The sequence below is a fragment of the Vibrio halioticoli NBRC 102217 genome, assembly GCF_000496695.1.
Lineage (GTDB): Bacteria > Pseudomonadota > Gammaproteobacteria > Enterobacterales > Vibrionaceae > Vibrio > Vibrio halioticoli.
The window spans coordinates 42,641-68,059 of record NZ_BAUJ01000028.1; the positions used below are offsets into that span (position 1 = coordinate 42,641).

Consider the following 25,419-nt stretch of genomic DNA (forward strand, 5'->3'; position numbering starts at 1 on the left):
GGGCGAATAAAACCCTGCCACTCAGGAGCAGCAAGGTTGAATTACTTGTAGGCCTGTAATTACTTCTTCTTAGGGGCTAGCACCATGATCATCTGACGACCTTCAATTCGGCTAGGGAAAGATTCAACAACAGCAAATTCTACTGTATCTTCTTTCAATCGCTTCAGAACGTCTACACCGATGTCTTGGTGTGCCATTTCGCGGCCACGGAAGCGAATTGTTACCTTCACTTTGTTGCCGTCTTCTAGGAAACGCGTCAGGTTGCGTAGTTTTACCTGATAGTCTCCAATATCAGTTCCAGGTCGGAATTTTACTTCCTTAATCTGAATCTGCTTTTGCTTCTTCTTCTGCTCTTTAAGAGCTTTGCTCTTTTCAAAGAGGAACTTACCATAATCCATCACTCGACAGACAGGTGGCTCGGCGTTAGGGCTGATCTCTACGAGATCCATACCAGCTTCGTCTGCTGCAGCCTGTGCTTCTGAGTAAGTTACGATACCTACTGGTTCGCCATCAGCGCCAGTTAATCGAACTTCACGTACGCTTCGAATCTCACCGTTTAAACGGTGCTGGTTTTGTTTGGCCGGTTGTTGTTGACCACGTCTTCCGCCTTTAATAGCTTATTCCTCCAGATTGAGCTTACGGCTTGAAACCTCGGCTTGGATGTATGAGATAAAATCATCCACTTTGAACTTGCCTAGGTCCTTGCCCTTACGAGTCCGTACTGCTATTTCGCCAGCTTCCATTTCTTGGTCACCAACTACCAACATGTACGGTACACGTTTTAAAGTGTGTTCGCGGATTTTAAAGCCAATCTTCTCATTTCTCAAGTCCGCTTTGGCTCTAATTCCACTTTTTTGCATTTTTTGTGCGATTTCTTGAACATATTCTGCTTGTTTGTCAGTAATGTTCAAAATTACCGCTTGTTCCGGTGCCAACCACGTTGGGAAGAACCCAGCGTATTCTTCGATAAGAATACCGATGAAACGCTCAAGTGAGCCCAAAATAGCGCGGTGAATCATAACAGGAACTAAACGTTCGTTGTTTTCACCCACATAAGTTGCACCTAAACGACCCGGTAAGTTGAAATCGAGTTGCACTGTACCACATTGCCACGCACGATCCAGACAATCATACAAAGTAAATTCAATTTTCGGTCCGTAGAACGCACCCTCACCCTCTTGGATCTCGTAAGAAATGTCCATAGATTGCAAAGCTTGCTCTAGTGCTTTTTCTGATTCATCCCAGATTTCATCAGAGCCGACGCGCTTTTCAGGGCGTGTAGACAGCTTCACTACGATGTTGTCAAAACCGAAAGTTTGGTATGTATCGTATACCATCTTGATGCAGCTAATGACTTCATCTTGAATTTGGCTTTCAGTACAGAAGATGTGTGCATCATCCTGAGTAAAGCCACGTACACGCATAATGCCATGCAATGCACCTGATGGTTCGTTACGGTGACATGAGCCAAACTCAGCCATACGTAGCGGCAGATCACGGTACGATTTTAGACCTTGGTTAAAGATCTGTACGTGACCTGGGCAGTTCATTGGCTTAATTGCGTATTCACGGTTTTCTGAGTTAGTGGTGAACATCGCATCAGCGTATTTGTCCCAGTGACCAGAACGTTCCCAAAGAACGCGATCCATCATTAATGGACCTTTTACTTCTTGGTAATCGTATTCCGTCAGTTTTTCACGAATGAAGACTTCTAGATTACGGAAAATAGACCAGCCATTGTGATGCCAGAACACCATACCCGGTGCTTCTTGCTGCATGTGGAACAAGTCTAGATGCTTACCAATCTTACGGTGGTCACGCTTAGCGGCTTCTTCAAGGCGTGTTAAGTGCGCCTTAAGTGCTTTCTTGTCGTGGAACGCTGTACCGTAGATACGCTGTAGCATCTTGTTATCGCTGTTACCACGCCAGTATGCACCGGCTACGTTAAGTAGCGTGAAGTGCTGACAGAAGCCCATGTGAGGTACGTGTGGACCGCGACACATGTCAACGTATTCTTCGTGGTGGTATAAACCTGGACGATCGTCTCTTGCAACGTTCTCATCCAAGATTTCAATCTTGTAGGTTTCTCCGCGAGCTTCAAATGCATCGCGAGCTTCCTGCCAGCTGACTTTCTTTTTAACAACTTGATACTTAGTTTTCGCAAGCTCTTTCATACGCTTTTCGATTTTATCTAAATCTTCTTGCGTAAGGTGGTGCTCCATATCGATGTCGTAGTAAAAACCGCTGTCGATCGTTGGACCGATAGCCATTTTTGCATCCGGATAAAGTTGCTTAATTGCATGACCAAGAAGGTGGGCACATGAGTGGCGCACAATTTCAAGACCATCAACTTCGTCTTTTGCAGTGATGATTTCTAGGCTTGCATCTTGCTCAATAAGATCGCACGCATCAAAACGTTCGCCATTCACACGACCTGCAATGGTGGCTTTTGCCAGACCAGGGCCGATAGAAGCTGCGACATCAAGAGTTGATACAGGGTTGTCAAATTGACGCTGACTGCCGTCAGGAAGAGTAATTACAGGCATTTTAAGTCCTATTCCAGTGGTGTTACATACGAAGCAACACATGTTTAAGTCAATCTCTTGCGTTCAATGCCTTAGAAAACAAGAGCCAAATGAATTGCTTGTTAAATCCCTCACAAATACTGATGTGAACGATACCATTTAACAAACAAGCGGAGTATTGTAACCAAAATCCCCAAAATGACAATAGAAAAGCCTAGTCTGGCCTCTACTCCCCCTTCCGTTTCATGAAAAATTCATGCAATTGTCATCATTTGATACACTGGATAGACCATTAAATGTGAGCGCTTTGGTATACTTCGAAAAATAACAGGTAACAACAAAGACTTTAAGCACCATTATGTTTTTATCCCCTTACTTCGTAAATGAAGATTCGTCGTTCTATTTTACTCGCCAACAAGCTAGCAATTTTGCCAAAGGCATTGCTGGTGACTTTAATCCTATCCATGACGAAGACCACAAACGCTTCTGTGTACCAGGCGACCTATTGTTCGCTGTATTGCTACAAAAAGAAGGGATTAGCCAAAACATGGAGTTCACCTTCTCTGGAATGGTGGGTGATGGTTTAAAGCTAAAAGTAGAACATGAAAACCAAGAAGTTAGTGCTGTTGTTGATACTAAAGAAAAGCAATATCTCAGCCTAAACCGCCACGGTGATAACAGTACCGATAAAGAGCTTATCGAAAATGTGATTCGTGGCTATGTGCAATTTTCTGGAATGAACTTCCCACACATCATGGTGCCTCTTATGAAAGAAGAGCAAATGATGTTCAACACTAAGCGCCCTCTTATCATTTATGAAAGCATGAAACTTGAATTCAGTCGTTTTGACATTAAACAGCCAACGGTTGATTTAAGCAGTGCCACTTTCGATGTGAACGGTAAGCGCGGTGTCGTCACTCTGAACTTTGAATTTAAAGGCGAAGGACAAGTGATTGGTACTGGTACCAAACGTATGATTGCCAGCGGTCTTATCCCATGGGTAGAAGAAGACATGATGGCCTACGTAGACAAATTTAACGAAGCCAAGAACAACTTTGATAAATAACAGCCATTAAAAAGGGGTCAGGTCTTGAAATTTGCATTTCAAAACCTGACCCCTTTTTAATGGGCGCATTTTACAAAAATCACACTATCTCAAGCAGCGCCTGCAATGGGTGTTTAGCCGCTACGCTTTGTAGACGTTTCACTTGGCTTCTGCATGAATAACCGGTCACCAAGCAACGCTCTTTCGGCAACTTATCTAGGCTTGGTCGCCAACTTAAATCATAGATATCTTTTGACCATTGCAGTTTATCCGCTTCATGCCCAAAGGTGCCCGCCATACCACAACAACCCACTGGCACAGAATTAAGTGACGCACCAAAGTGGCTAAAGATAGCTCCCCACTCTTTCTCTGCATTAGGCAACATGGTTTTCTCAGTACAGTGCGCCAGCAAATACCAAGCCGGTTGCTGCTTACTCTCTATTTCTGGCAATGTGGTTAGCAGTGGCAATAACCACTCATGCACTGTCTGAACGCTAAAGTCTGGACAATTTTTCTTCAGTATTTCTCTATATTCATCACGATAACAAAGCACCAGAGCAGGATCGACACCGACCATCGGCATTTTAAGCTTGGCAGCATCCGCTAAAAATTGAGAGGTACTCTCTGCTGTGCTGGTAAATTGCTTCAAAAACCCTTTGATGTGTTGGGCTTTACCATTAGGTTGAAATGGCAACATGATTGGGGTGAAACCAAGCTTGATGATCAATGACACAAAGTCATCCACCACTTGCGCATCGTAATAACTGGTAAATGGGTCTTGTACCACTATCACATGTTTTTGTTTTTGTTCATCACTCAGCTGAGATAATTTTTGATAATCGTATTTAGAAACATGCTGACTCTTCAGACGTTGCTTTAACGTCGGTGACGACAGTAACGGCGCATCTACATAACCAATGCCAGAAGCCACCAAAGACTGTACCCAACCGGTATTAAGTACCGTGTTAACCAATTTTGGTGAAATGGCCATCAAAGGTAGCAAAGATTCAATGTTGGCGACAAAGTAATCTTTTAGTGGTCTTTGATAACGCATGTGGTAAAGATTTAAGAAACGCGCTCTAAAATTAGGTACATCGACTTTAATCGGACACTGCGTTGCACACGCTTTACACGCAAGACAGCCTTGCATCGCCTCATACACTTCATGAGAAAAATCGTAATGGTGACGACGATTAACTCGATTCATGACTCTATCGAGCATATTCTTTAGCGACAACGAACCTTTCAGTGTTTTACTTTCTAAATCAAGGATATCAACGCCTTGTTCAGATAACTGGCGCAACCACTCTCTGACAATTCCTGCACGACCTTTTGGTGAATGTCGACGGTCGGCTAAGATCTTCATAGAGGGACACATAGGTGACGCAACGTCATAGTTAAAACATAAACCGTTACCGTTACACTCCATAGCACCATTAAAGCTGTCACGTACATTGACGGGGATTTGACGGTCAAAGTGTGCACGTTTCACCCCATTGACTTTGACTAATTCGTCACTTGAACCCAATGGAGTACAAATTTTGCCTGGGTTCATCTTATTTAAGGGATCAAACGCCCCTTTCACTCGGCGCAACTGTTCAAAAAGATGCTCACCGAAAAATTCTGGGCCGTATTCAGAGCGAAAACCTTTGCCATGCTCGCCCCACATCAAGCCGCCATATTTAGAGACCAAGGCCACAACTTGATCAGAAATCTGATGCATCAACGCTTCTTGCTTAGGATCGCACATATCCAACGAGGGTCGAACGTGCAGTACACCCGCATCAACGTGACCAAACATGCCGTAACGAAGATTATGCCCATCTAACAAAGCTCTAAACTCAGCAATAAAATCGGCGAGATTTTCAGGCGGTACACAAGTGTCTTCGGCAAAAGCTACCGGCTTAGCTGCACCTTTGGTGGCGCCTAGTAAACCTACCGCTTTTTTACGCATGCCGTATATTTTGCCAATACTGGCAAGATCATCGCAGATTTGATAGCCGATGATACCGCCTTTTTTCGATGCCATCATTTCATCTAAACGCAACAATAATGCGTTCACTTGTGCATCAATTTCTTCGGAGTCATAGCCTGCATACTCAACGATATTAACGCCGAGCATTTCTTGGCCGGGGACTTCGGTTAACAAATCACTGACGGTGTGCCATACGATGTCTTGCTTGGCAAGATTGAGCACGATGGAGTCAATGGTTTCAACCGACAATGCATTCGCTTCTACCATCATAGGTGCAGAGCGAAGCGCCGAATCAAAACTGTCGTATTTGACGTTAACTAATACGCGAGATTTAGGGATTTTAGTGAGATTCAGTTTGGCGCGAGTAATAAAGCCCAATGAACCTTCAGAGCCACACAGCACCCGCTCTGGTAAAAATTGATCGTCAATCAGAGCATTTTTTAAATCGTAGCCGGTAAGAAAGCGATTTAAAGGAGGAAAGCGCGCTTCTATAGCTTGACGATGTTCACGACAAATTCTTTGTGTTTCAGCTACTGCATTTGCCGCAAAGCTGTTGGCTTTCACCTGTTGCCATTGTTCAGTATCTAATACTGAACCATCGGCTAATACAGAGGTTAACCCCAATACATGATCAGAGGTTTTACCATAACGCAGTGAACCTTGCCCGGAAGCATCGGTGTTGATCATGCCACCAATTGTCGCCCTATTACTGGTTGAGAGCTCTGGGGAAAAGAAATAACCGTGTTCTCGAATTAAATCATTGAGTTTATCTTTAACCATTCCGGTTTCGACAATCACCCAACCTTCTTCAAGGTTCAATTCCACCAATTTATTTAAATGACGAGACAGATCGACCACAATATGTTCAGTCAAAGATTGTCCATTGGTGCCTGTGCCGCCACCTCTTGGAGAAAAACGAACAGAATGGAATTCACTTTGGTGGCCAATTTCAGTTAACAGTTCAATATCAAGCTGTGTTTTTGGATGCACTACCGCTTGCGGTAATTGCTGATAAACACTGTTATCGGTTGCTACCGCTAATCGACTGGCGTATTGGGTTTCAATCTCACCTTGAAAGCCTCGTTGTACAAGCTGCTTAAGGTAGCTATCAACGGTTGCATTGCTTGAAGGGGTTTGGCTGAGTCTTGGTAACATAATGCTTCCTGCAGTCATCATGCGCTACTCCATCGTCTTAGGCATGAATAATTTAAGTCGTTTATTTTCTAACACTTTACATGATTTAAGAAATGATCAAAACCATCATAGAGAATGCTGTTCATTTACTCTTTAAGAGTGAGCGAAAAAGGAGTAAAATGTGTCCCCCTTTTGGTGATGCCGAGAACGTATGAACAAGCAAAAAGCGTTGAAAAAAATAGCAAAATGCCTTGAATTAGGTAATTCAGCCAACGTCAACGAGGCTGCAAACGCCATTAAAATGGCACACAACCTTATGCTCAAGTATGGTCTTGAAAAAGATGATATTGAGTTTATCAAAATGGGGAAAACTCAATCTTCTCACCTTTTACCTAGCAATGTCGGTAATAATATTTTACGAGTTATACGTGGCATTAATACCAAATTTGGTGTAGAAGCGGTATTGCTAAATCATAAAGGGTTAAAACGCGTAGAATTTATCGGTGAAGCCGATCGTGCTATTTTTGCCGCGTTTGCGTTTGATGTTGTGTATCGAGAAATGAATGAACACACAGGTAAGTTTAGAAATAGCTTTGCCGGTTCAGGTACACCCTCATCCGAAGTCACCAAACGAGTTAACTCGTTTCTATCGGGTTGGATTGAAGGAGCACTGGAAAAATTACCGCTCATTGCTCCAGATGACGAATCCGATAAGAAAATTAAGAATTATATTGATAAAGAATTTGAAAATATAGATAGGGAAACCTTTAAAAAGCAACTTCAAGAAGCGATGAAAAACCTTACCGCGGATTACGAAGTTGGCTTGAAAAAAGGTCGAACTTTATCTGTCAGCCGACCTGTTGAAGGGGCTCAAGCCAAAAAACTGCTGAAATAATCCTATTTCTCCCTTAATAACGCTTGATGAGAACAAATATGCAACAGTTTATTCACAATGGTGTAATATTATAATCTTAACCTTTCGGCGAGGATCGAACCATCGATACTGGCCTGTCTCGAATAAAAGGTCGTATCAAAAGCAAATACTTATGGAGTAGTTATTAGTATGAAAAAAACTTTCTCACATTGCGATTGGTGTAAAAAATTAGCTTTCGTTGAAAAATTGACTTACATGGACGGGTACGTTAACTGTTGTTGCGACTCATGCAAACAAACTGCGCTACTGGATATCAAGCGCTATAACCATGAAGAAAGCGTCACACCACAAAAAGAAATGTTGAAGCGTCAACACGCATAGAGACCTCGAGAAAACAACAAACCCAACTTAGTGTTGGGTTTTTTTTTGCCAAAATTTCATTATCTAAGCTTGATCTTTAACCGAACAGGTATTACTGTTTATCTATACAGTATGTATGGAGATACAGTAAATGCACTTTCAACCAATGAATAATAGCAGCGCTTTAAATCTTTCACCTCGTTCTTTTCAAGCATCTAGCTTAGAACGTTTGGCTAAAGCTTCATCGGCTCACAAATGGATTTTATTCACTGCACAAACCCATCTTCCAGACTTAAAAGATCTTCAATCATACCGTGTCGATTGTGAGAAAATCATTCAGCTAAGGCCTTCAATAAAGAGCAGCGAAATTGAAGTGGTGACAAAAGCCATCACTTTAGGCAACGCCAGTGCCATTGTAGCCAGTGGCGATATTGATAGTTTTGCTCGTAAACAATTACAGCAGTTAGCTATGCAACACGGATGTGAAGTCTTTTTCTCAACATCAAACACTCAATATCTTCATTAAATTAACAATTTATTAAGATACAGAGCGTAAAAATAGCGAAGTCAAATTGACGAGGCGCAATCGTTTGCTTTTCTATTGGAATAGTGAAAATGATCTGTGTATTATTCTCAGCAGTATTTACCCTATTAGGTATAAATTATGAATCTTGCTGACCAAGTATTAGACGTTAACGATGACTTGCCTATTCGCACCGATAAACCTGTACACAGTGGTAAAGTGCGCTCTGTGTACTGGCTTACTGAAGAAGACAGTCGCCGCTTAATCAAAGAAAAAAACTACGATGTTTCCGAAGATGCTCCTTTAGCCATCATGGTAATTAGTGATCGCATCTCTGCATTTGATTGTATCTGGCACGGTGAACAAAACCTAAAAGGGGTTCCCGGCAAAGGAGCAGCGCTTAACGCCATCTCTAATCATTGGTTTAAACTGTTTAAAGATAATGGTTTAGCAGACAGTCATATTCTTGATATTCCCCACCCTCTAGTGTGGATCGTGCAAAAAGCGAAACCTGTGATGGTTGAAGCTATCTGCCGTAAATACATTACAGGCTCAATGTGGCGTGCTTATTCAAAAGGTGAGCGTTCGTTCTGTGGTATCGACTTGCCTGAAGGCTTAATCAAAGACGGATTACTTGACGATCTATTAATTACTCCTTCCACCAAAGGCATTTTAAAAGGTATTCCTAACGTTCCTGAAGTGGACGATGTGAATATTACTCGCCAAGATCTGATCAATAACTACGCATCATTTAATTTCCAAGCGCCACAAGATGTCGATCGCTACGAAGTGTTGCTGAAAGAAGGCTTTAACGTTATTGATAACGCTCTTTCAAAAATTGGACAGATCTTTGTCGACACCAAATTTGAATTTGGTTATGTCACTGACAGTAAAGGCAATGAAAAGCTCATTTATATGGACGAAGTAGGCACACCTGATTCTTCACGTATTTGGGATAAAGACGCTTACAATGATGGTGTTATTGTCGAAAACTCGAAAGAAGGCTTCCGTCAGTTCTTGTTAAACCACTTCCCTGATCCTGATATCTTACTTAACAAAGATCGCATGACAGAGCGTAACGCTTTAGCAACCGATAATGAACTGCCGTTATCAGCAATGATGGAGCTTTCAGAAACTTATACCAGTATTGCAGAGAAAATCACTGGCAATAAAATTGAGCTAAGCGCGAACCCTAAAGCCGAAATCGTTGAAATATTGGCAAGAGACTACGCGCTAGTTGACTAAACCAAGTGCGCTAAACTAACAGTACTCAGGAAAGTAGGCTAAAGCAGAGTAGGTAAAGCAAAGTACGCAATCAAGCGCACTAAATTTACCGATAAACATTATCTGTTGCAATGCCATACAGCATGAAGCCGTCACCCACAGTGACGGCTTCTTTTATTTTATTCATTCAATCATTCTAAGCACTTAATTTAAACGTGATGCCCTACCCACTTCATTCACCGATATTTTACCTAGCAAATCATTTTTGATTGCATTGCCTAATAAAGAAAAATGCACACCTTGAATCGCACCTTCTAATTTCCACAACAAATTAATGTTTAGGTCTAAACCATAGATAGATTGCAGGCGACGAAACGACTCGCTAGAGCCAATAGTTCTCAATCCACTGACATCTTGAATGTCTATTCTGGCTAACATTCTTTCGATACTCAGTTGCAAGTTGGGTAAGTCACGAATGCGCTCATCACAATGTTGGCATCTGTCTTTGTCAACTTTGGCATTTTCTATGGATTGAATAAACAAAGAATGCGTTTGAATCGGATCGGAAAAATAGAGATCCATAATGTTGTAATATTGAACTCTAGCGCAGCCGATTCGTTTTTGGAACTTAAACTGTTTACAGCCTAAAGCGATCAGTTTATCGGTTAAATCGGGACCACCGCGCAAGTATGCCCTTCCTTCATGAACCAATAAAAACATGGCATCATCAATAAAATATCCCGTGCCACCAAACATTGAACGAGAGTTTAATCCATCAAAACGTTGAATGTTGTCAATCACAGCAGCAATTCCATTTCTAGCCATAATCATCGTCTCCACTTGAGTCATTATCCATCTTATTTCAGAGCCTACATACCTCACTCCGTCGTGTACTCAATAAGCTTTACAGTCAAGCATTCTGTTGTCTATGTACGATAAGTAGTATTGAAATTACAAAAAGTATGAGAACTTGCGATATATATCGAAAAGAAAGTGTGATTTATGCGTGAATTAGCTAACTACAGCACGCAAAAGGACTCTAATAATTTTCAGTTGAATTGGATTAGTGTAAGCTGATGAATCTTCTAAAGATAACAGCATATTGTGCTGTGTATTCTCCCTTAAATTGCACCGGAAAGTATCTAAACAAACATGTTACTAGGGTTATTATTCATTTTTATTCCACTCATTGTGGGATACTTCATCTCAATTAAAACACCGCATATTTTAAGTAAGATCAACAAGATCTGCTCTTACACCGTTTTATTCATTCTATTTTTAATGGGTCTAAGTATTGCGGGAATGGAAAACTTAGGCGGTAATCTAAAACAGATCATCATAGTGGCAACTTGCTTTTTTATTAGCATGGGCATATTTAACGTACTGGCTTTACCTTTAGTTGACATTAAATTTCCACTACAAGTAGAAGGCAGGAAAAACAAACTGCCGTTATTAGAAATGGCATCCGAATCCGTTCGATTGGTGTTTGTTGTAGCCCTTGGTGTTGGCATTGGTTTATTACTGCCCGGATATTGGAGTTGGGTGCATACGGCGAGTGAGTGGACGTTATTCGGATTGTTATTTTTAATCGGCATACAACTTAGAAATAGCGGCCTGACACTTCGTGAGATCATCATCAACAAACATGGCTTGATTATCGCAGGTGTCGTGATTATCACCTCTTGGCTAGGCGGTATTGTTTCAGCGCTACTACTTGGCCTTCCTATAAGCCAAGGATTGGCAATGGCATCAGGCTTTGGCTGGTATTCATTAAGTGGCATTTTAATCACAGAGAGTTATGGCCCCTTGTACGGCAGTGCCTCACTGATAGTAGAGTTACTTCGCGAATTAATGGCGCTTATCTTTATCCCGCTATTAATAAAAAGCCGTCCTTGTACCGCTATTGGCTACGCTGGCGCTACCGCAATGGACTTTACATTACCCATCATTCAACAAACAGGTGGTATACGTTGCGTTCCTGTGGCGATTGTCAGTGGTTTTATCTTAAGTCTACTGGTCCCTGTTCTTATCCTTAGCTTTGCTGGATTGGGAATGTAATATTTGGCGGGCTTGCTCACATTCAATCATCGAACACTTAGGTAATTAATATAAGTTTTGTTAAATTACTTTGACTACTGTCGTAGAGTCTATCAACTCAGGGAATTATTCGATGAACAAAACGCTGGTTTTACTAATGTCAGCTATACCTGCTTTTGCCTTTGCTGCAAACACAGAGTGCCAAATCACAAAATACGATACTTATATTGATGCCTCAATTACTTGGTATCAAGACCTTGCTACTATTACGAGCACTGACAACCCGCAACTCAAAGAAGTCAGTGATTGGTTTGTAGACGGTCGAAAAAAACACTTTGAACTCAATCGTGAAGCCGTACATACCTTTTTAAAGTCTGAGCCCAACAAAGTTTCCACCGAATCAGATGTCGAATCTTGGCTGCAGCTGACTCAAAGTGATATTAAAGCACTGTCTAATCGTGATGATAAGTTAGGCCAGTTAGCTAAACAAAGTTTCCAATATCGACAAGCGCAATCTCACCCACAAAATTATGAGTTTCGCTCGGCACTGGCTGATTTACTCAGTCATCCCAATAAAATAGAGCATGCGTTAAATCGCTATAACCATTCTATTGAGGACGTAGTTGCTATGAATTGCAACTCACATTGATGCCTTACTCTTAACCATAAAATCAGTACATGAAAAATAATGCGAGACTTTGAGCGATTAATTTATTACATTGTCTCGCAATTTCCGCAATACAAATTCATGTTATATGGTTTCACAGGACAAAACAGCACAAGTTAATTTCGAAAGCTTACTCAGAATATTTACTGTTCCTGAGGGCCCAGAATCGACGCTCACTCAAATTGAGGAGAGCCTGTCTGGAAACCTGAATCAATTCCTAAAAGAACATATCGTTGCGGAAGAAAAGCCTCTTCGTGAAATCGAAAAGGATTTTCGACAATCCATTTTGCCAGAAACACCCACTTTTGTTTCTGACCATACCCAGCACTTGCTTGATACATTAGTATCGCACTCTGTTCATACCTCATCGCCAAGCTTTATCGGCCACATGACGTCTGCACTGCCCTATTACTTGATGCCGTTATCGAAAATTATGATAGCGCTCAATCAAAACTTGGTAAAAATTGAAACCTCTAAGGCCTTTACGCCATTAGAGCGCCAAGTGTTAGGGATGTTACATAACCTTATATACGCGCAAGATGACGCGTTTTACAGTCGTTGGATGCATAGCGCACAGCACTCTTTAGGCGCATTTTGTTCTGGCGGCACTATCGCCAATATCACAGCCTTATGGGTGGCGCGTAATAATGCCTTTCCTGCCGATGGTGAATTCCGTGGCATCGAACAGCAAGGCATCTTTAAAGCGCTGAAACATTATGACTACGAAGGCGTTGCCATTGTGGTATCCGAACGTGGACATTATTCACTGAAAAAAGCGGCGGATGTACTGGGTATTGGTCGTGAAAGCCTAGTACCCGTTAAAACCGATGACCACAATAAAGTGTGCTTGACTGATTTAGAAGCTAAGCTCAACGAACTTGAAGAAAATAAAATCAAGACTATCGCTGTAGTGGGCATCGCAGGCACCACCGAAACCGGTAATATCGATCCATTGGCCGAGATTGCCGCTATTTGTCAAAAGCACCAATGCCACTTCCACGTAGATGCGGCTTGGGGCGGCGCAACACTGATGTCCAATAAGCACAGAGATTTACTTGCGGGTATTGAACTGGCCGACTCAGTCACTATTGATGCGCATAAGCAACTGTATATCCCTATGGGCGCGGGAATGGTTCTATTTAAAGACCCGCACTCAATGGCCAGCATTGAACATCATGCGGCCTATATTCTGCGTAAAGGTTCAAAAGATCTCGGCAGTCATGCTCTAGAGGGTTCTCGCTCAGGCATGGCGATGCTTCTTTACTCAAGCATGCATATTATCAGCCGACCAGGTTACGAGTTACTGATCAATGCCAGCTTAGATAAAGCTCGCTACTTTGCGGATTTAATAAGCCAGCAATCTGATTTTGAGCTCGTTACAGAACCTGAACTGTGTCTACTCACCTATCGCTACATACCACCACACGTTAAAGCTGCGCTACACAAGGCTACAGGTAAGAAAAAACACAAACTCAACGAATTGATCAATGGATTAACCCAGTTTATTCAAAAACATCAACGTGAAAACGGGTTATCGTTCGTATCTCGTACTACCCTTACTCCTAAGAAGTGGGACAAGATGACGACCATTGTTTTCCGAGTTGTGTTAGCAAACCCTCTTACTACCAAAGAGATACTGCATAACATCCTTAACGAACAACGTGAAATAGCAAAAGCGGCTCCATCGCTCACTAAACAGATCAACACAGTTGTTGATGCTATTGAGTCAGGACTGTAATTTATTTTCTCATGTATGCCATTTTGGCTAAATTGATGCGATCTAGTACCTAAAAGAAGCTAACTGACTGCTTCAACTTTGAAGCCTGTCATATTATTACGCATTACTTGTCATTAAGTTTCTGTTTTGTTACAACACGACTACAGAACGGTATATACTGATTTTATTCGTTTTCACGCTCGTCAGTCTCACTATTGAGTCACGTATTCAAATTATCCGATAAGCCAACTTCATGAATACTTTAGAAAAAGTACAAAAAAATTTAGACAACTTCAGCAAGTCCGAAAGGAAGGTTGCTGAGGTTATCATGGCGAATCCGCAGACAGCTATTCACTCAAGTATCGCAACACTTGCGAAACTTGCCGATGTCAGTGAGCCAACCGTAAACCGTTTTTGCCGTCGCTTAGATACTAAAGGTTTTCCCGACTTTAAATTGCACTTAGCGCAGAGCTTAGCCAATGGTACGCCCTACGTAAGCCGTAATGTTGAAGAAACAGACGGACCGGATGCGTACACTCATAAAATCTTTGAATCGACCATGGCTTGCTTAGATGTGGCAAAAAGTAGCTTAGACGCACAACAAATTAATCGTGCTGTCGATTTGCTGACTCAAGCCAAACGCATCTCATTTTTCGGGCAAGGTGCCTCTTCTGCCGTGGCTAAAGACGCGCAAAATAAGTTTATTCGCTTTAATATTCCGATTACGCGCTTTGATGATCCGGTCATGCAACGTATGAGCTGCATCAATAGCACCGACAACGATGTGGTAGTGTTAATTTCTCACACAGGACGTACTAAAAGCCTGATTGAAATTGCCCATCTTGCTCGTGATAACGGCGCAACGGTCATCGCAATTACGGCTAAGAATTCCCCTCTTGATAAAGCAGTCTCGCTTACCATTACTCTTGATGTGTCTGAGGATACCGACGTGTATATGCCAATGGCGAGCCGTGTGGTACAAATGACCATCATTGATGTGTTAGCAACAGGATTTACCTTACGCCGTGGTAGTGGCTTTAGAGACAACTTAAAACGCGTAAAAGAGACCTTGCGTGAGTCGCGCTTTGATAAAGGCGAAATTTAACGTTTAACCTGTTCTAGAATTAAACATCAACGAAAACAGATAAATGCGCCATTTCAAATACTTAAGCTGTACTAGCTCAATAAGCATTCGAAATCGCGCATTTTTTGTATCTAGCTAAAATGCATCAAGGTAAAATGCAGCGATTAAATCATCTCAGATAGATCATCTTGCTGACGGTATTTTTGCGCATGACTCTGCGTATATACCGAGCTCAACACTTCCACCAGCCTATCTTGAGTCAGCGGTAATGGATTACCTTTAATCGCCACCGACTTTAATGCATCAGAAGCAATGTCATTGTATGACGCATCACAATCGCCAAAATAAGACAATGTAGGCACTTCCAACTGCTTCAGCATATTGTTGACCCAAGCAACCCCATCATCTCGATGCGCTTCTTCATCGCCCGTGACCAACTGTGCAACCTTACGATAGCGAGCTAACACATCATTACGACCACTTTGCTTTGCTACGCGCATGTTTTCATGCATCACAAACGGTGCTAGCCTTGCGGTGATCACGCTGTGCGGCGCGTTGATTTTCCCGCCTAATGCCGAAGCTAAACCATGCGCCGCACCCAGCTTAGCGTTGGTGCTTGCCATACCGCCAAGCATGGCAGCAAAAGACAAATCTGCCCGTGCGCGCGGATTATCTTGTCGACAAGCAGCCAGAATAGAGCGCGAAAGACGACGTAATCCTTCTTCACAAATCATATCAGTGAGTGGATTAGGTTCACCACACACGTAAGCTTCCATCAAGTGCGTAAACGCATCCATAGCCCCACGCCCTGAAGTCGCAAGATCGGTACCATAAGTGAGCGTAGGATCAACAATGGCGACATCTGGCAGTAATTCCGGCGATCTTAGGCTGACTTTGACCTTATCTTGCCCAGATTTAAGCACCGCATGTTTTGTCACTTCAGCGCCCGAACCTGCTGTTGTTGGAATGGCTATCATAGGCAGCGGAGCAAACTTAATTGGCACATTTCGCCCGACAACTTCCACATAATCGTAAAGATCGCCTCCGTTAGTGGTCATCGCTGCCAGCGCCTTACCCATATCAATCACGCTGCCTCCGCCCATTGCCACCACCATATCCGGCTTAAAGCGACGGGCCACCACAGCAGCCTCTTCCACCATTGCGATATTAGGTTCATTGCTAACAGAAAAGTGATGGTAGCGCATCAGTTGGCTTTTTAAATACTGAGTAATCATGGCAGAGCGAGTGAGATCTTTTCCAGTCACCAGCAAAACGCTATAACCAAACTGATTAAGAGTGGAAAGTGATGATTGAAGAGTCCCTTCCCCAAATACGATCCGTGACGTCGTCATAAACTGAAACATACAAACATCCTTTTTAAAGTCTAAATCCCGAGCTATTCACAGACGGCTGCATTGCCACTGCTTATCTCATGTGAAATCAAAGATTTAAATCGCTACATTTAGTTTACAATATTTTCAAATTTGCGTTTTGTTTAACTTCTCTTTTTACCGATTATCATGGCAAGAATGTTTGATAGTTTTTACCTATCACTCTAGTAGGCAATTTCTTCTTTATTTCGTTAAACGCTTAAGGCATAGTTCTAGTATTGAAAAGGAGAGTTTTATGTTTGTCGTTATTTTTGGTCGCCCTGCTTGTCCATACTGTGTTCGTGCAAAAGAGATTGCAGAAGAACTAAAGGAAAACCGTACGGATTTTAATTACCGTTACGTTGATATTCATGCAGAAGGCATTTCTAAAGCCGATCTTGAGAAAACAGTAGGTAAGCCTGTTGAAACTGTTCCTCAAATCTTCATCGACCAAGATCACATTGGTGGCTGCACAGAATTTGAAGCTTACGCTAAAGAAAACCTAGGGCTATACGCTTAAGTTACTTTTTGCTCACACTGAAAGTTAGCAAGCAACACACCCTAATATATTGATTCAAGATGAAGGCCATAGCGCCTTCATTTTTTTGTCTGTTATTTATGGCAATCATAGTCAGATTGCTTGGTTATTCGACAGAAAAATACATAATAAAAAAGCCTCTATAAACTTTTGTTTATAGAGGCTTTTAACAATATAGATGTTTTACAAAACAGAATGACTACGGATTAGATATCAATCACATCAAAATCAACAAGCGTATCAACGTCCGCTTCGTAATCAACACCATCGATACCAAAACCAAACAAGCTCAAGAACTCATCTTTGTATTCTTGGTAATCAGTCAGGTCTCTGATGTTCTCAGAAGTAATTTGAGGCCATAGATCGCGACAATGTTGCTGAATATCTTCACGCAATTCCCAGTCATCAAGACGAAGGCGATTGCTTTCATCAACTTCTGCTGCGCTGCCGTCTGCTTTATATAGACGTTGGCTAAACATGCGATAGATTTGTTGCATACAACCTTCGTGTACGCCCTCTTCACGCATTTTCTTAAATACCATTGCAATGTACAGTGGCATTACTGGAATCGCCGAGCTTGCTTGCGTTACAACAGATTTAAGTACCGCTACGTTTGCTGTGCCGCCTGTTGCAGACAGTTTTTCATTGAGTGCTGTCGATGCACGGTCTAGATCCATTTTGGCACGGCCTAATGCGCCGTCCCAGTAGATTGGCCATGTTAGCTCAGTACCAATGTAGCTATAGGCAACTGTCTTACAACCGTCAGCCAATACGCCGGCTTCAGAAAGAGTATTGATCCACAATTCCCAATCTTCGCCGCCCATTACCGTTACAGTATCTGCAATCTCTTGCTCTGTAGCAGGCTCAATGCTCGCTTCGATAATTTGGTCTTTATTAGTATCTACTGCCGTTGATGTGTAAGTATCACCAATCGGTTTTAGTGAAGAACGAATCACCTCACCTGTTTCTGGCATTTTACGTACTGGAGATGCCAGTGAGTAAACCACCATATCAATTTGACCAAGGTCTTGTTTGATAAGATCGATGGTTTTTTGCTTAGCTTCGTTAGAGAAAGCATCGCCATTTAAGCTTTTTGAGTATAAGCCTTCTGCATGTGCTAGCTTGTCAAACGCTGCGGCATTGTAAAAGCCTGCGGTGCCAGGTTTCTTTTCCGTTCCTGCTTTCTCAAAGAAAACACCAATAGTCGATGCGCCGCCGCCAAAAGCTGCCGCGATACGAGAAGATAAGCCATAGCCACTTGAAGAGCCGACAACTAATACACGTTTTGGTGCGTTAGCAATTGGGCCTTGTGCTTTTGTATAAGCAATTTGTTCTTTTACGTTAGCTTCACAGCCCACTGGGTGTGTTGTGGTACAGATAAATCCACGAATTCGAGGTTTTATGATCATTATTCACTTCCTTAAATTAACTTGCGTAGCATAAAAGGTTCTTCGCAAAATCTCACCCTATTTATAGAAGATCTGCCATTAATCGTTAGTGGTTGGAGCACTTATGAGCAATATAATCAAAATCTAGATCTAAGTTCTCACCATAAAATGGATATCTGACTAAATGTTTGATTGATATCATGCAAGTATAAATATTGTTTTCTAAACTAGAAGCATCAATTAAATTAGTTCTGATTTCCATAGGCTTATCAAAACTGTAGAGGGAAATTCTATGCAAACTACATTTATCGTAAACTTTATCGGCACAGCTTCGCCTTCGACTATCAAGCGTCTTTCTTCAGTCACGCACGAGAACAACGGCAAATGGTTACTCAGCAAAGTTAACTTTATCGAACACCAAGTTGCTGGTGTAATTAAAATCGACCTACCACTAGAAAACGCACAAATTGTAAAAGATGCATTTTCAAGTACTGAAAATCTCACTTGCCAATTTGCCGATGCTGACGCATCACTGCACGATGAAAACGACATCTTCTCATTACGTGTCAACGCTAATGACCGAGCAGGTATCGTTAACGAAATTACACACATCTTAGATAAACAAGACGTCACTATTTTAGATATGGACTGTCAACGTGTATTTATTGCAGGTGGTGGTAGCGGTATTAGCGCCAGCCTATTCACCGCGCAACTAGCACTTAAACTGCCAGCGGCGTTAGGTCTAAAAGATGTGACTCGTGAACTGGAATCACTAAGCGAAGATACTAAGGTTATCATTAACGCTTAGGTGACTCATTTAGCGTATTTACAGTGAAATGAAATACGTATCAAACAAAAAGCTCGCTATATTTAGCGAGCTTTTTTTATTTTAATTTCATACAGTTATCAGACGTTTTAAACGGACCACTGCGAGAGTGAACGTTTAAAATCGGCGTAACCAAACTCATTGAGCTTGACCACTTCCCCACTGCTACGCTGGCAATAAATGGATGGCATCTTAATGCCATTAAACCAGTTCAGTTTCACCATGGTATAGCCAGCACTGTCTAAGATATGTAGACGCTGACCAATCTGTAACGGCTCAGCAAATTGTGTTTCGCAGAACTGGTCGCCCGCTAAACATGAGCACGAGCCAATCACATAGTGATGTGGCGCGCCATCAGTGGCTTCTAAAATTGACGCAGGTTCATCATAAATTAAGGTATCTAAACGATGCGCTTCGGTGGCCGAATCGACAATAGCGGTTTTCTTTTCGTTTTCGACAATATCAACCACTGTCACGACCAAATCGGTTGTTTTAGTGATAATCGCCTCACCCGGCTCAAGATATAACTGTACGCCATGCTTTTCGGCAAAAGCTTTCAGTGCAGCCGCCAATTTTTCTAGCTCATAGCCCGGCCAAGTGAAGAACACGCCGCCACCTAAGCTGACCCACTGCATTTTGTCTAGGTATTGTCCAAACTGCTCAGAGATTGAGTCCAGTAAGGCCACAAATGAGTCTGCGCTTTTGTTTTCGCAGTTCATATGGAACATCACACCATCTAGTGCATCAAATACTTGTGCGTCGATGTGCGCCGCTTGTACGCCTAAACGTGAATACTTTCGTGCTGGGTTTGCTAAATCTTGTCCTGCTACGCTCACGCCCGGATTAAGACGTAGTCCTAGAGAAGCTTTGCCCTCAACTAAGTGTCGATAATGCGCTAACTGACTTTGCGAGTTAAAAATCAGTTTGTCTGCAATATCCGCCACCTCTAAAACGTCTTGTGCGGTGTAACCTACGCTGTAAGCGTGAGTTTCTCCGCCAAAGGTTTCATGACCAAGCTTAACCTCGTAGGGGCCGCTACTAGTAGTGCCATCTAGGTAAGGTTTAATAATGTCGAATACGCCCCACGTAGAGAAGCATTTAAGCGCTAAAACCAGTTTCACGCCCGATAACTCTTTGAGCTTCTTAGCGGTTTCAAGGTTTTGAATCAGCTTAGCTTCATCAATCATGAAGTAAGGGGTTTGCAATTGTGAATGGCTCATCAATTCGTTCACTCATTAAGCTAATAAAGCCAGTATAAATACTGGCTTTAAGATTAGAAATTAGACTCTAGATTCAAACTCTATTTAAGGATTTGAATGTCCGGTGCTTGCTCAGGATCCAACTCTTGTACGTGCCAGTCTAGACCAATCTCTGGCATAGTTTCTAGGAACGGATCTGGGTCTAGCTGTTCCATGTTAAACACGCCCGCTTCTGCCCATTTGCCACGGAAATATTGTAGAGCTGCAGTAATGGCTGGTACGCCTGTGGTGTATGAGATAGCTTGATGTTCAACATCTTCGTACGCCACTTCATGATCGGCGTTGTTGTAGATAAACACGCCGCGAGGCTTGCCATCTTTAGTACCGCGAACCCAAGTACCGATACAAGTTTTACCTGTGTAACCCGGTGCTAGAGACGTTGGATCTGGTAGCATGGCTTTTAGTACATGCAGCGGCTGAACAACCGTACCGTCGTGCAGCGTTAGCGGATCTGGGCTAAGCAGACCGATGTCACGCATACAGTTAAAGTAGTTTAGGTAAGCATCACCAAAGCCCATCCAAAATTCGATGCGCTTAGCCGGGATGAACTCTTGCATTGAACGCACTTCATCATGCGCCATAGAGTACACTTTGTGCTTGCCCACTAACGGGAAATCAAACTCAAACATACGCTCGTGACAGCCAACTTGTTTCCACTCGCCATTTTCCCAGTAGAAAGAATCGCCTTGGATTTCAAGCATGTTGGTTTCAGGATCAAAGTTGGTGGCAAACTTCTTGCCGTGATCGCCTGCGTTTACATCCATTACGTCGATAGTATCGATTTCATCAAACAGATGTTTTACCGCGTGCGCGGCAAAGATGCTTACTACACCTGGATCAAAACCTGCGCCAAGAATACCCGTGATGCCCGCTTCCTTAAATTTGTCACGGAAGCCCCACTGCCAATCGTACGCTTGAGGTACTTGCTGGCCTTCTGAGCATAGGTCAACCGCAACCGAAGTATCTAGGTAAGACACTTTCGCTTGTAGACACGCTTCCATGATAGTGATGTTCACCCACGGAGGACCGGCGTTAATCACAAGATCGGGTTTTACGTCATTGATAAGCGCAACTAAAGCGGCAACATCGTCAGCGTCTACAGCGCGTGATTCTAGCTTTTTAGTAGGATCTTTAAGGTTGTTTTTGCCTTTGATCGATTCAATGATTTTGTCACATTTAGCAATAGTGCGAGACGCGATGGTAATATCACCTAGCACTTCATTGTTCTGCGCCGCTTTATGCGCAACTACCCAACCAACGCCACCAGCGCCAATTTGTAAAACAGCCATTTTATATTTCCTTTACTGTGCCGCTAGCTCTACCGCTAGCTTATCAATGTTATTTAATAGGGTTTCAAAATCTGACAGAGTCAGACACGGGTTCAAGATGGTAAATTTCAGAGCACTATGCCCATCAACAACAGTCTCGCCCAATACTGCCACGCCGCGAACTAAGGCTTCAATACGCACTTTTTGATTCAGCGTATCCAGACGCTCAGCATCCACATGCTTGCAACGCAATAGCACGGTTGAAAGCGCGGGTGTGGCAAGAAGTTCAAACATTTCATGTTGTTGAACCATTTTCGCAACTTGCTGAGTTTGCTCTAAAAGATGATCAACCATTTCACCCAGTGCTTTAGGACCCACATTTTGCATGGTCATATACACTTTTAGCGCGTCAAAACGTTTAGTGGTCGCCATGGTTTTATCCACGAGATTTGGCAACTCATCGTGTTCACGGTTTAGATAATCGGCATGATGAAGCAAGTACTTAAAGTTGGCTTTATCTTTGACTAGCAATGAACCACAGCTAATAGTTTGATAAAACAGCTTGTGGAAATCCACCGATACTGAATCGGCTTTTTCAATGCCTTGCAGACGCTCTTTATGACTGCTCAAAATCAGAGCGCCGCCATAGGCACTGTCGACATGTAGCCAAAGGTTTTCATCACTGGCAATTTTCGCCATCGCATTGATGTCATCAATCGCGCCATGATCGGTCGTACCCGCCGTTGCCACTAGCGCAAATGGCATTAAGCCATCTTGTTTTGCTTTAGCGATGGTTTCAGCCAGTGCTTCAGTATCCATAGTACCATCAGCAAAGGTGTCTACGCAGATGACCGACTTTTCGCCCAGTCCCATCCACGCCGCTGATTTTTGTACCGTAAAGTGCGATTTATCAGAGCAGATGATGCGCAGTTTATCGGCGTAATCAGGGTTGCCTAGCTTCTGTATAGAGTGCTTGCTTGTCACATCTGCAAACCAATCACGTGCGAGTAATAAACCCATTTGATTGCTTTGAGTGCCGCCGCTGGTAAATACGCCATCAGAGCTTGCGCCCATTTGATATTGCTCACACAGCCAATCCACTACTTTTTGCTCAACATAAGTCGCAGCAGAAGCTTGGTCCCAAGAATCCATAGATTGGTTTAACGCTGCAATCATGGTTTCTGCGGCAATTGAAGGCATCAGCGGTGGTGTATGCAGGTGCGCAATACAGTTTGGGTGCTGCACAATAATAGAGTTTTTCGCCACTAAATCCGAAGCATTATCCACAACCTCGGTTAACGCTTGATTACCGCTGTTTAGGTCAACTTGGTTGATTTTCGCTTCTAACTCTTGCGGTTTCATGCCTGAATAAGGGCTATCAATCGCTTCAAAAACCGTTTTCATTGCATCCACAGTGTGGTGCATCACTTTGGCAAATTCATTTGCGCCTTCAGCGCCAGTGTGTACAAAGTGTTTTTGCCACTGCTTGTTGGTCGGCTCAGGATCAACGTAAGAACCGCCCGCAGCCAAAATAGCTTGCTCAAGAGTTTGCAAGGCAAAATCGATTTGTGCGTAAGAGATAATCAAAGGTGGCAAGAAACGAATTACGCTGCCGTCACGACCGCCCTTTTCAACAATTAAGCCACGCTCAAGCGCCGCGCGTTGAATCGCTAGGGTTAAGTCGCCATCAGAGGCGCGTTCATCAAATTTGTTGCGCTCGCCATTGGCTTTTGCAATTTCAACGCCTAACATCAAGCCTTTACCGCGCACTTCTGCAATACAGTTAACCCGCTGTTGAATTGCTTCTAGCCCTTCACGTAGGTACTGACCTGCTGTCGCGGCATGCTCAACCAACTTATCACGTTCGATGATTTCTAGCGCTTTTGCGCCTGTAACCATTGCCAGTTGGTTACCACGGAATGTTCCCGTGTGCTCACCGGCATTCCAAGTGTCGTTTTCTTTCTTAAATACCAACAACGACATTGGCAGGCCGCCGCCAATAGCCTTAGAAAGGCACAAGATATCAGGGTTAATGCCCGCTTCTTCAAAAGCAAAACGATAACCGGTTTTACCAACGCCACATTGGATTTCATCCAATACCAATAGAATTTGGTGCTCATCACAAATGCGACGCAATTCACGTAGCCAAGAAGCAGGAGCAGGAATAACGCCACCCTCGCCTTGCACAGGTTCGACAAAAATTGCCGCTGGTTTCATGATGCCCGCTTCATCATCATTAAGCAGACGCTCAATGTAACGAATGCTGGCTTTTGCGCCCGCTTCTCCGCCTAAGCCAAATGGGCAGCGTAGATTGTATGGAAATGGCATAAAGTGTACGTCTGACATTAAGCCAGTGCGACGCGCTTTTGTATTCAGGTTACCCATCATACCCATAGTGCCGTTTGTCATGCCGTGGTATGCACCGCGAAATGCAAACACTGTGTTGCGTCCAGTGGTTTGCTTGGCCAGCTTAATAGCTGCTTCTACCGCGTCTGCGCCAGAAGGACCGCAAAACTGTATGGCTGAATTTCTAGCAAACTCTTCAGGTAAGAAGGCTTTAACACGTTTAATGAAAGTGTCTTTAGCTTGAGTTGTGATATCAAGGGTTTGATATGGCAAGCCACTTTCTAATTGCTCTTTTAGAGCTGTGTTAATTTCTGGGTGATTGTAGCCAAGTGCTAATGTACCCGCACCCGCTAAACAATCTAAAAACAGTTGTCCACGTGTATCTTCCACTAGTGCGCCATACGCGCGTTTAATGGCAAGAGGAATACGACGAGGATAAGAACGAACTTCAGATTCGTGCTCAGCTTGATCAATTAACATTTGATCCGGTGTGAGGTCATAAATACCATCAACAATAGGAACATCACTTGAAAAAGCAGCATTCGCCGCCGACATTTCAAATTCAAATGCAGAACTCATAAGTTTACCTAAATTGAAGTAATCATTACCCTAGATCTTGAGAAAATTTCTGATCTAAAGTGATATTGATTTAGTGTACGCAAGCCTCTCTAAATAAGAGACATTAAGAATATAATTACATTGGGGTGAACTGTCAGAATTGACGGATCAAGGCTCAGTTACGATATCGTAAGCCGGAAGTTTAAAGCTGATTATCAGATTTGATTGATTCATGTTGGGTTGCCTATCGCTATGTCATCACTGACATGGTTATTCCCATCTATCAAACGACGTTCGTTTGATACCTACCCTACGTAATATCACAATCAGCTCAGGATGGTTATTACGCGTGTCCCTCAGAGCACTCTGAGATTGCGCGGGAATTTATCAAGAAAATAGGCATTTAGCAATACCCAACACGCAAAACAGTCAAAATATGCACTTAATTTGTTTTCAAAATGTTTCACTAGCAATATTTCAGCCCTTACGCTTACATAAACTGACATCTTGCTATCAAAACGACACAAACAAAAAAGCCTTAGCATTGCTGCTAAGGCTTTCTTATATTGGAGCGACACACGAGGTTCGAACTCGTGACCTCAACCTTGGCAAGGTTGCGCTCTACCAACTGAGCTAGTGTCGCATTTTTCTTTTACAGAACTCTTATGAATCCTAGTTACTTTAAAGTAGTAACTGACTTA

19 protein-coding genes and 1 tRNA gene are annotated in these 25,419 nt (G+C 42.8%); 10 read left to right on the forward strand and 10 right to left on the reverse strand.

The window, feature by feature from the left end; all coding sequences use genetic code 11:
* Window positions 1-59: 59 nt before the first annotated feature.
* Both infC and thrS read right to left on the reverse strand, forming a co-directional pair.
* Window positions 60-614 (reverse strand): translation initiation factor IF-3, encoded by a 555-nt coding sequence (gene infC, locus VHA01S_RS09815; protein WP_084309116.1) that lies wholly within the window; start codon window positions 612-614, stop codon window positions 60-62.
* Window positions 615-617: 3 nt separating this feature from the next.
* Window positions 618-2,546 (reverse strand): threonine--tRNA ligase, encoded by a 1,929-nt coding sequence (gene thrS, locus VHA01S_RS09820; protein ID WP_023404205.1) that lies wholly within the window; start codon window positions 2,544-2,546, stop codon window positions 618-620.
* A gap of 337 nt (window positions 2,547-2,883) precedes the next feature.
* On the opposite strand from thrS, the gene VHA01S_RS09825 reads away from it, so the two are divergent.
* On the forward strand, window positions 2,884-3,591 hold the full coding sequence (locus VHA01S_RS09825; protein ID WP_023404206.1) for a DUF3581 family protein: 708 nt from the start codon (window positions 2,884-2,886) through the stop codon (window positions 3,589-3,591).
* Window positions 3,592-3,670: 79 nt separating this feature from the next.
* On the opposite strand, the gene ydiJ is transcribed toward VHA01S_RS09825, so the two are convergent.
* Entirely contained in the window at window positions 3,671-6,700 is a 3,030-nt protein-coding gene (ydiJ, locus tag VHA01S_RS09830; RefSeq protein WP_039970615.1) for a D-2-hydroxyglutarate dehydrogenase YdiJ, read from the reverse strand.
* A 190-nt stretch (window positions 6,701-6,890) separates the two neighbouring features.
* Here ydiJ and VHA01S_RS09835 point away from each other — a divergent pair, with 190 nt between their 5' ends.
* From VHA01S_RS09835 to VHA01S_RS09850, 3 genes are all read left to right on the forward strand, one after another.
* A complete protein-coding gene (locus tag VHA01S_RS09835; RefSeq protein WP_021713171.1) occupies window positions 6,891-7,574 on the forward strand; it encodes a DUF2786 domain-containing protein in 684 nt (227 codons plus the stop codon).
* A gap of 490 nt (window positions 7,575-8,064) precedes the next feature.
* On the forward strand, window positions 8,065-8,439 hold the full coding sequence (locus VHA01S_RS09845; RefSeq protein ID WP_023404209.1) for a hypothetical protein: 375 nt from the start codon (window positions 8,065-8,067) through the stop codon (window positions 8,437-8,439).
* A 138-nt stretch (window positions 8,440-8,577) separates the two neighbouring features.
* Complete coding sequence (locus tag VHA01S_RS09850) at window positions 8,578-9,681, forward strand: phosphoribosylaminoimidazolesuccinocarboxamide synthase (protein ID WP_023404210.1); 1,104 nt, start codon at window positions 8,578-8,580, stop codon at window positions 9,679-9,681.
* A gap of 183 nt (window positions 9,682-9,864) precedes the next feature.
* Here VHA01S_RS09850 and VHA01S_RS09855 read toward each other — a convergent pair whose 3' ends face one another.
* Window positions 9,865-10,485, reverse strand: coding sequence for a TfoX/Sxy family DNA transformation protein (locus tag VHA01S_RS09855; protein ID WP_152821063.1), 621 nt, complete (start codon window positions 10,483-10,485; stop codon window positions 9,865-9,867).
* Between the two features lie 327 nt (window positions 10,486-10,812).
* Here VHA01S_RS09855 and VHA01S_RS09860 point away from each other — a divergent pair, with 327 nt between their 5' ends.
* The 4 genes from VHA01S_RS09860 to VHA01S_RS09875 all read left to right on the forward strand — a co-directional run bounded on the left by VHA01S_RS09860 (window position 10,813) and on the right by VHA01S_RS09875 (window position 15,186).
* Window positions 10,813-11,718: a LysO family transporter gene (locus VHA01S_RS09860; RefSeq protein ID WP_023404212.1), complete on the forward strand. Its 906-nt coding sequence runs from the start codon at window positions 10,813-10,815 to the stop codon at window positions 11,716-11,718.
* Window positions 11,719-11,830: 112 nt separating this feature from the next.
* Window positions 11,831-12,346 carry a hypothetical protein gene (locus VHA01S_RS09865; RefSeq protein WP_023404213.1) on the forward strand — a complete coding sequence of 172 codons (516 nt, stop codon included), beginning with the start codon at window positions 11,831-11,833 and terminating at the stop codon, window positions 12,344-12,346.
* 106 nt (window positions 12,347-12,452) lie between these two features.
* Window positions 12,453-14,102, forward strand: coding sequence for a pyridoxal-dependent aspartate 1-decarboxylase PanP (gene panP / locus VHA01S_RS09870; protein WP_023404214.1), 1,650 nt, complete (start codon window positions 12,453-12,455; stop codon window positions 14,100-14,102).
* A 232-nt stretch (window positions 14,103-14,334) separates the two neighbouring features.
* Window positions 14,335-15,186, forward strand: a complete 852-nt coding sequence (locus VHA01S_RS09875) for a MurR/RpiR family transcriptional regulator (protein WP_023404215.1) — start codon at window positions 14,335-14,337, stop codon at window positions 15,184-15,186.
* A 143-nt stretch (window positions 15,187-15,329) separates the two neighbouring features.
* Here VHA01S_RS09875 and VHA01S_RS09880 read toward each other — a convergent pair whose 3' ends face one another.
* Complete coding sequence (locus VHA01S_RS09880; protein ID WP_023404216.1) at window positions 15,330-16,529, reverse strand: iron-containing alcohol dehydrogenase; 1,200 nt, start codon at window positions 16,527-16,529, stop codon at window positions 15,330-15,332.
* A gap of 262 nt (window positions 16,530-16,791) precedes the next feature.
* Between VHA01S_RS09880 and VHA01S_RS09885 the strand changes: the two genes are divergently transcribed.
* Entirely contained in the window at window positions 16,792-17,055 is a 264-nt protein-coding gene (locus VHA01S_RS09885; protein WP_023404217.1) for a GrxA family glutaredoxin, read from the forward strand.
* A gap of 224 nt (window positions 17,056-17,279) precedes the next feature.
* On the opposite strand, the gene fabV is transcribed toward VHA01S_RS09885, so the two are convergent.
* A complete protein-coding gene (fabV, locus tag VHA01S_RS09890) occupies window positions 17,280-18,482 on the reverse strand; it encodes an enoyl-ACP reductase FabV (protein ID WP_023404218.1) in 1,203 nt (400 codons plus the stop codon).
* Between the two features lie 271 nt (window positions 18,483-18,753).
* Here fabV and VHA01S_RS09895 point away from each other — a divergent pair, with 271 nt between their 5' ends.
* On the forward strand, window positions 18,754-19,269 hold the full coding sequence (locus tag VHA01S_RS09895) for a glycine cleavage system transcriptional repressor (protein WP_023404219.1): 516 nt from the start codon (window positions 18,754-18,756) through the stop codon (window positions 19,267-19,269).
* Window positions 19,270-19,376: 107 nt separating this feature from the next.
* Here VHA01S_RS09895 and nspC read toward each other — a convergent pair whose 3' ends face one another.
* The 4 genes from nspC to VHA01S_RS09915 form a co-directional block, all read right to left on the reverse strand.
* Window positions 19,377-20,507 (reverse strand): carboxynorspermidine decarboxylase, encoded by a 1,131-nt coding sequence (gene nspC, locus VHA01S_RS09900; RefSeq protein WP_023404220.1) that lies wholly within the window; start codon window positions 20,505-20,507, stop codon window positions 19,377-19,379.
* Between the two features lie 80 nt (window positions 20,508-20,587).
* Complete coding sequence (locus VHA01S_RS09905; RefSeq protein ID WP_021713158.1) at window positions 20,588-21,835, reverse strand: carboxynorspermidine synthase; 1,248 nt, start codon at window positions 21,833-21,835, stop codon at window positions 20,588-20,590.
* A gap of 12 nt (window positions 21,836-21,847) precedes the next feature.
* Window positions 21,848-24,739, reverse strand: coding sequence for a pyridoxal phosphate-dependent class III aminotransferase (locus VHA01S_RS09910; RefSeq protein WP_023404221.1), 2,892 nt, complete (start codon window positions 24,737-24,739; stop codon window positions 21,848-21,850).
* Window positions 24,740-25,285: 546 nt separating this feature from the next.
* A tRNA-Gly gene (locus tag VHA01S_RS09915) sits at window positions 25,286-25,361 on the reverse strand.
* Window positions 25,362-25,419: the final 58 nt, after the last annotated feature.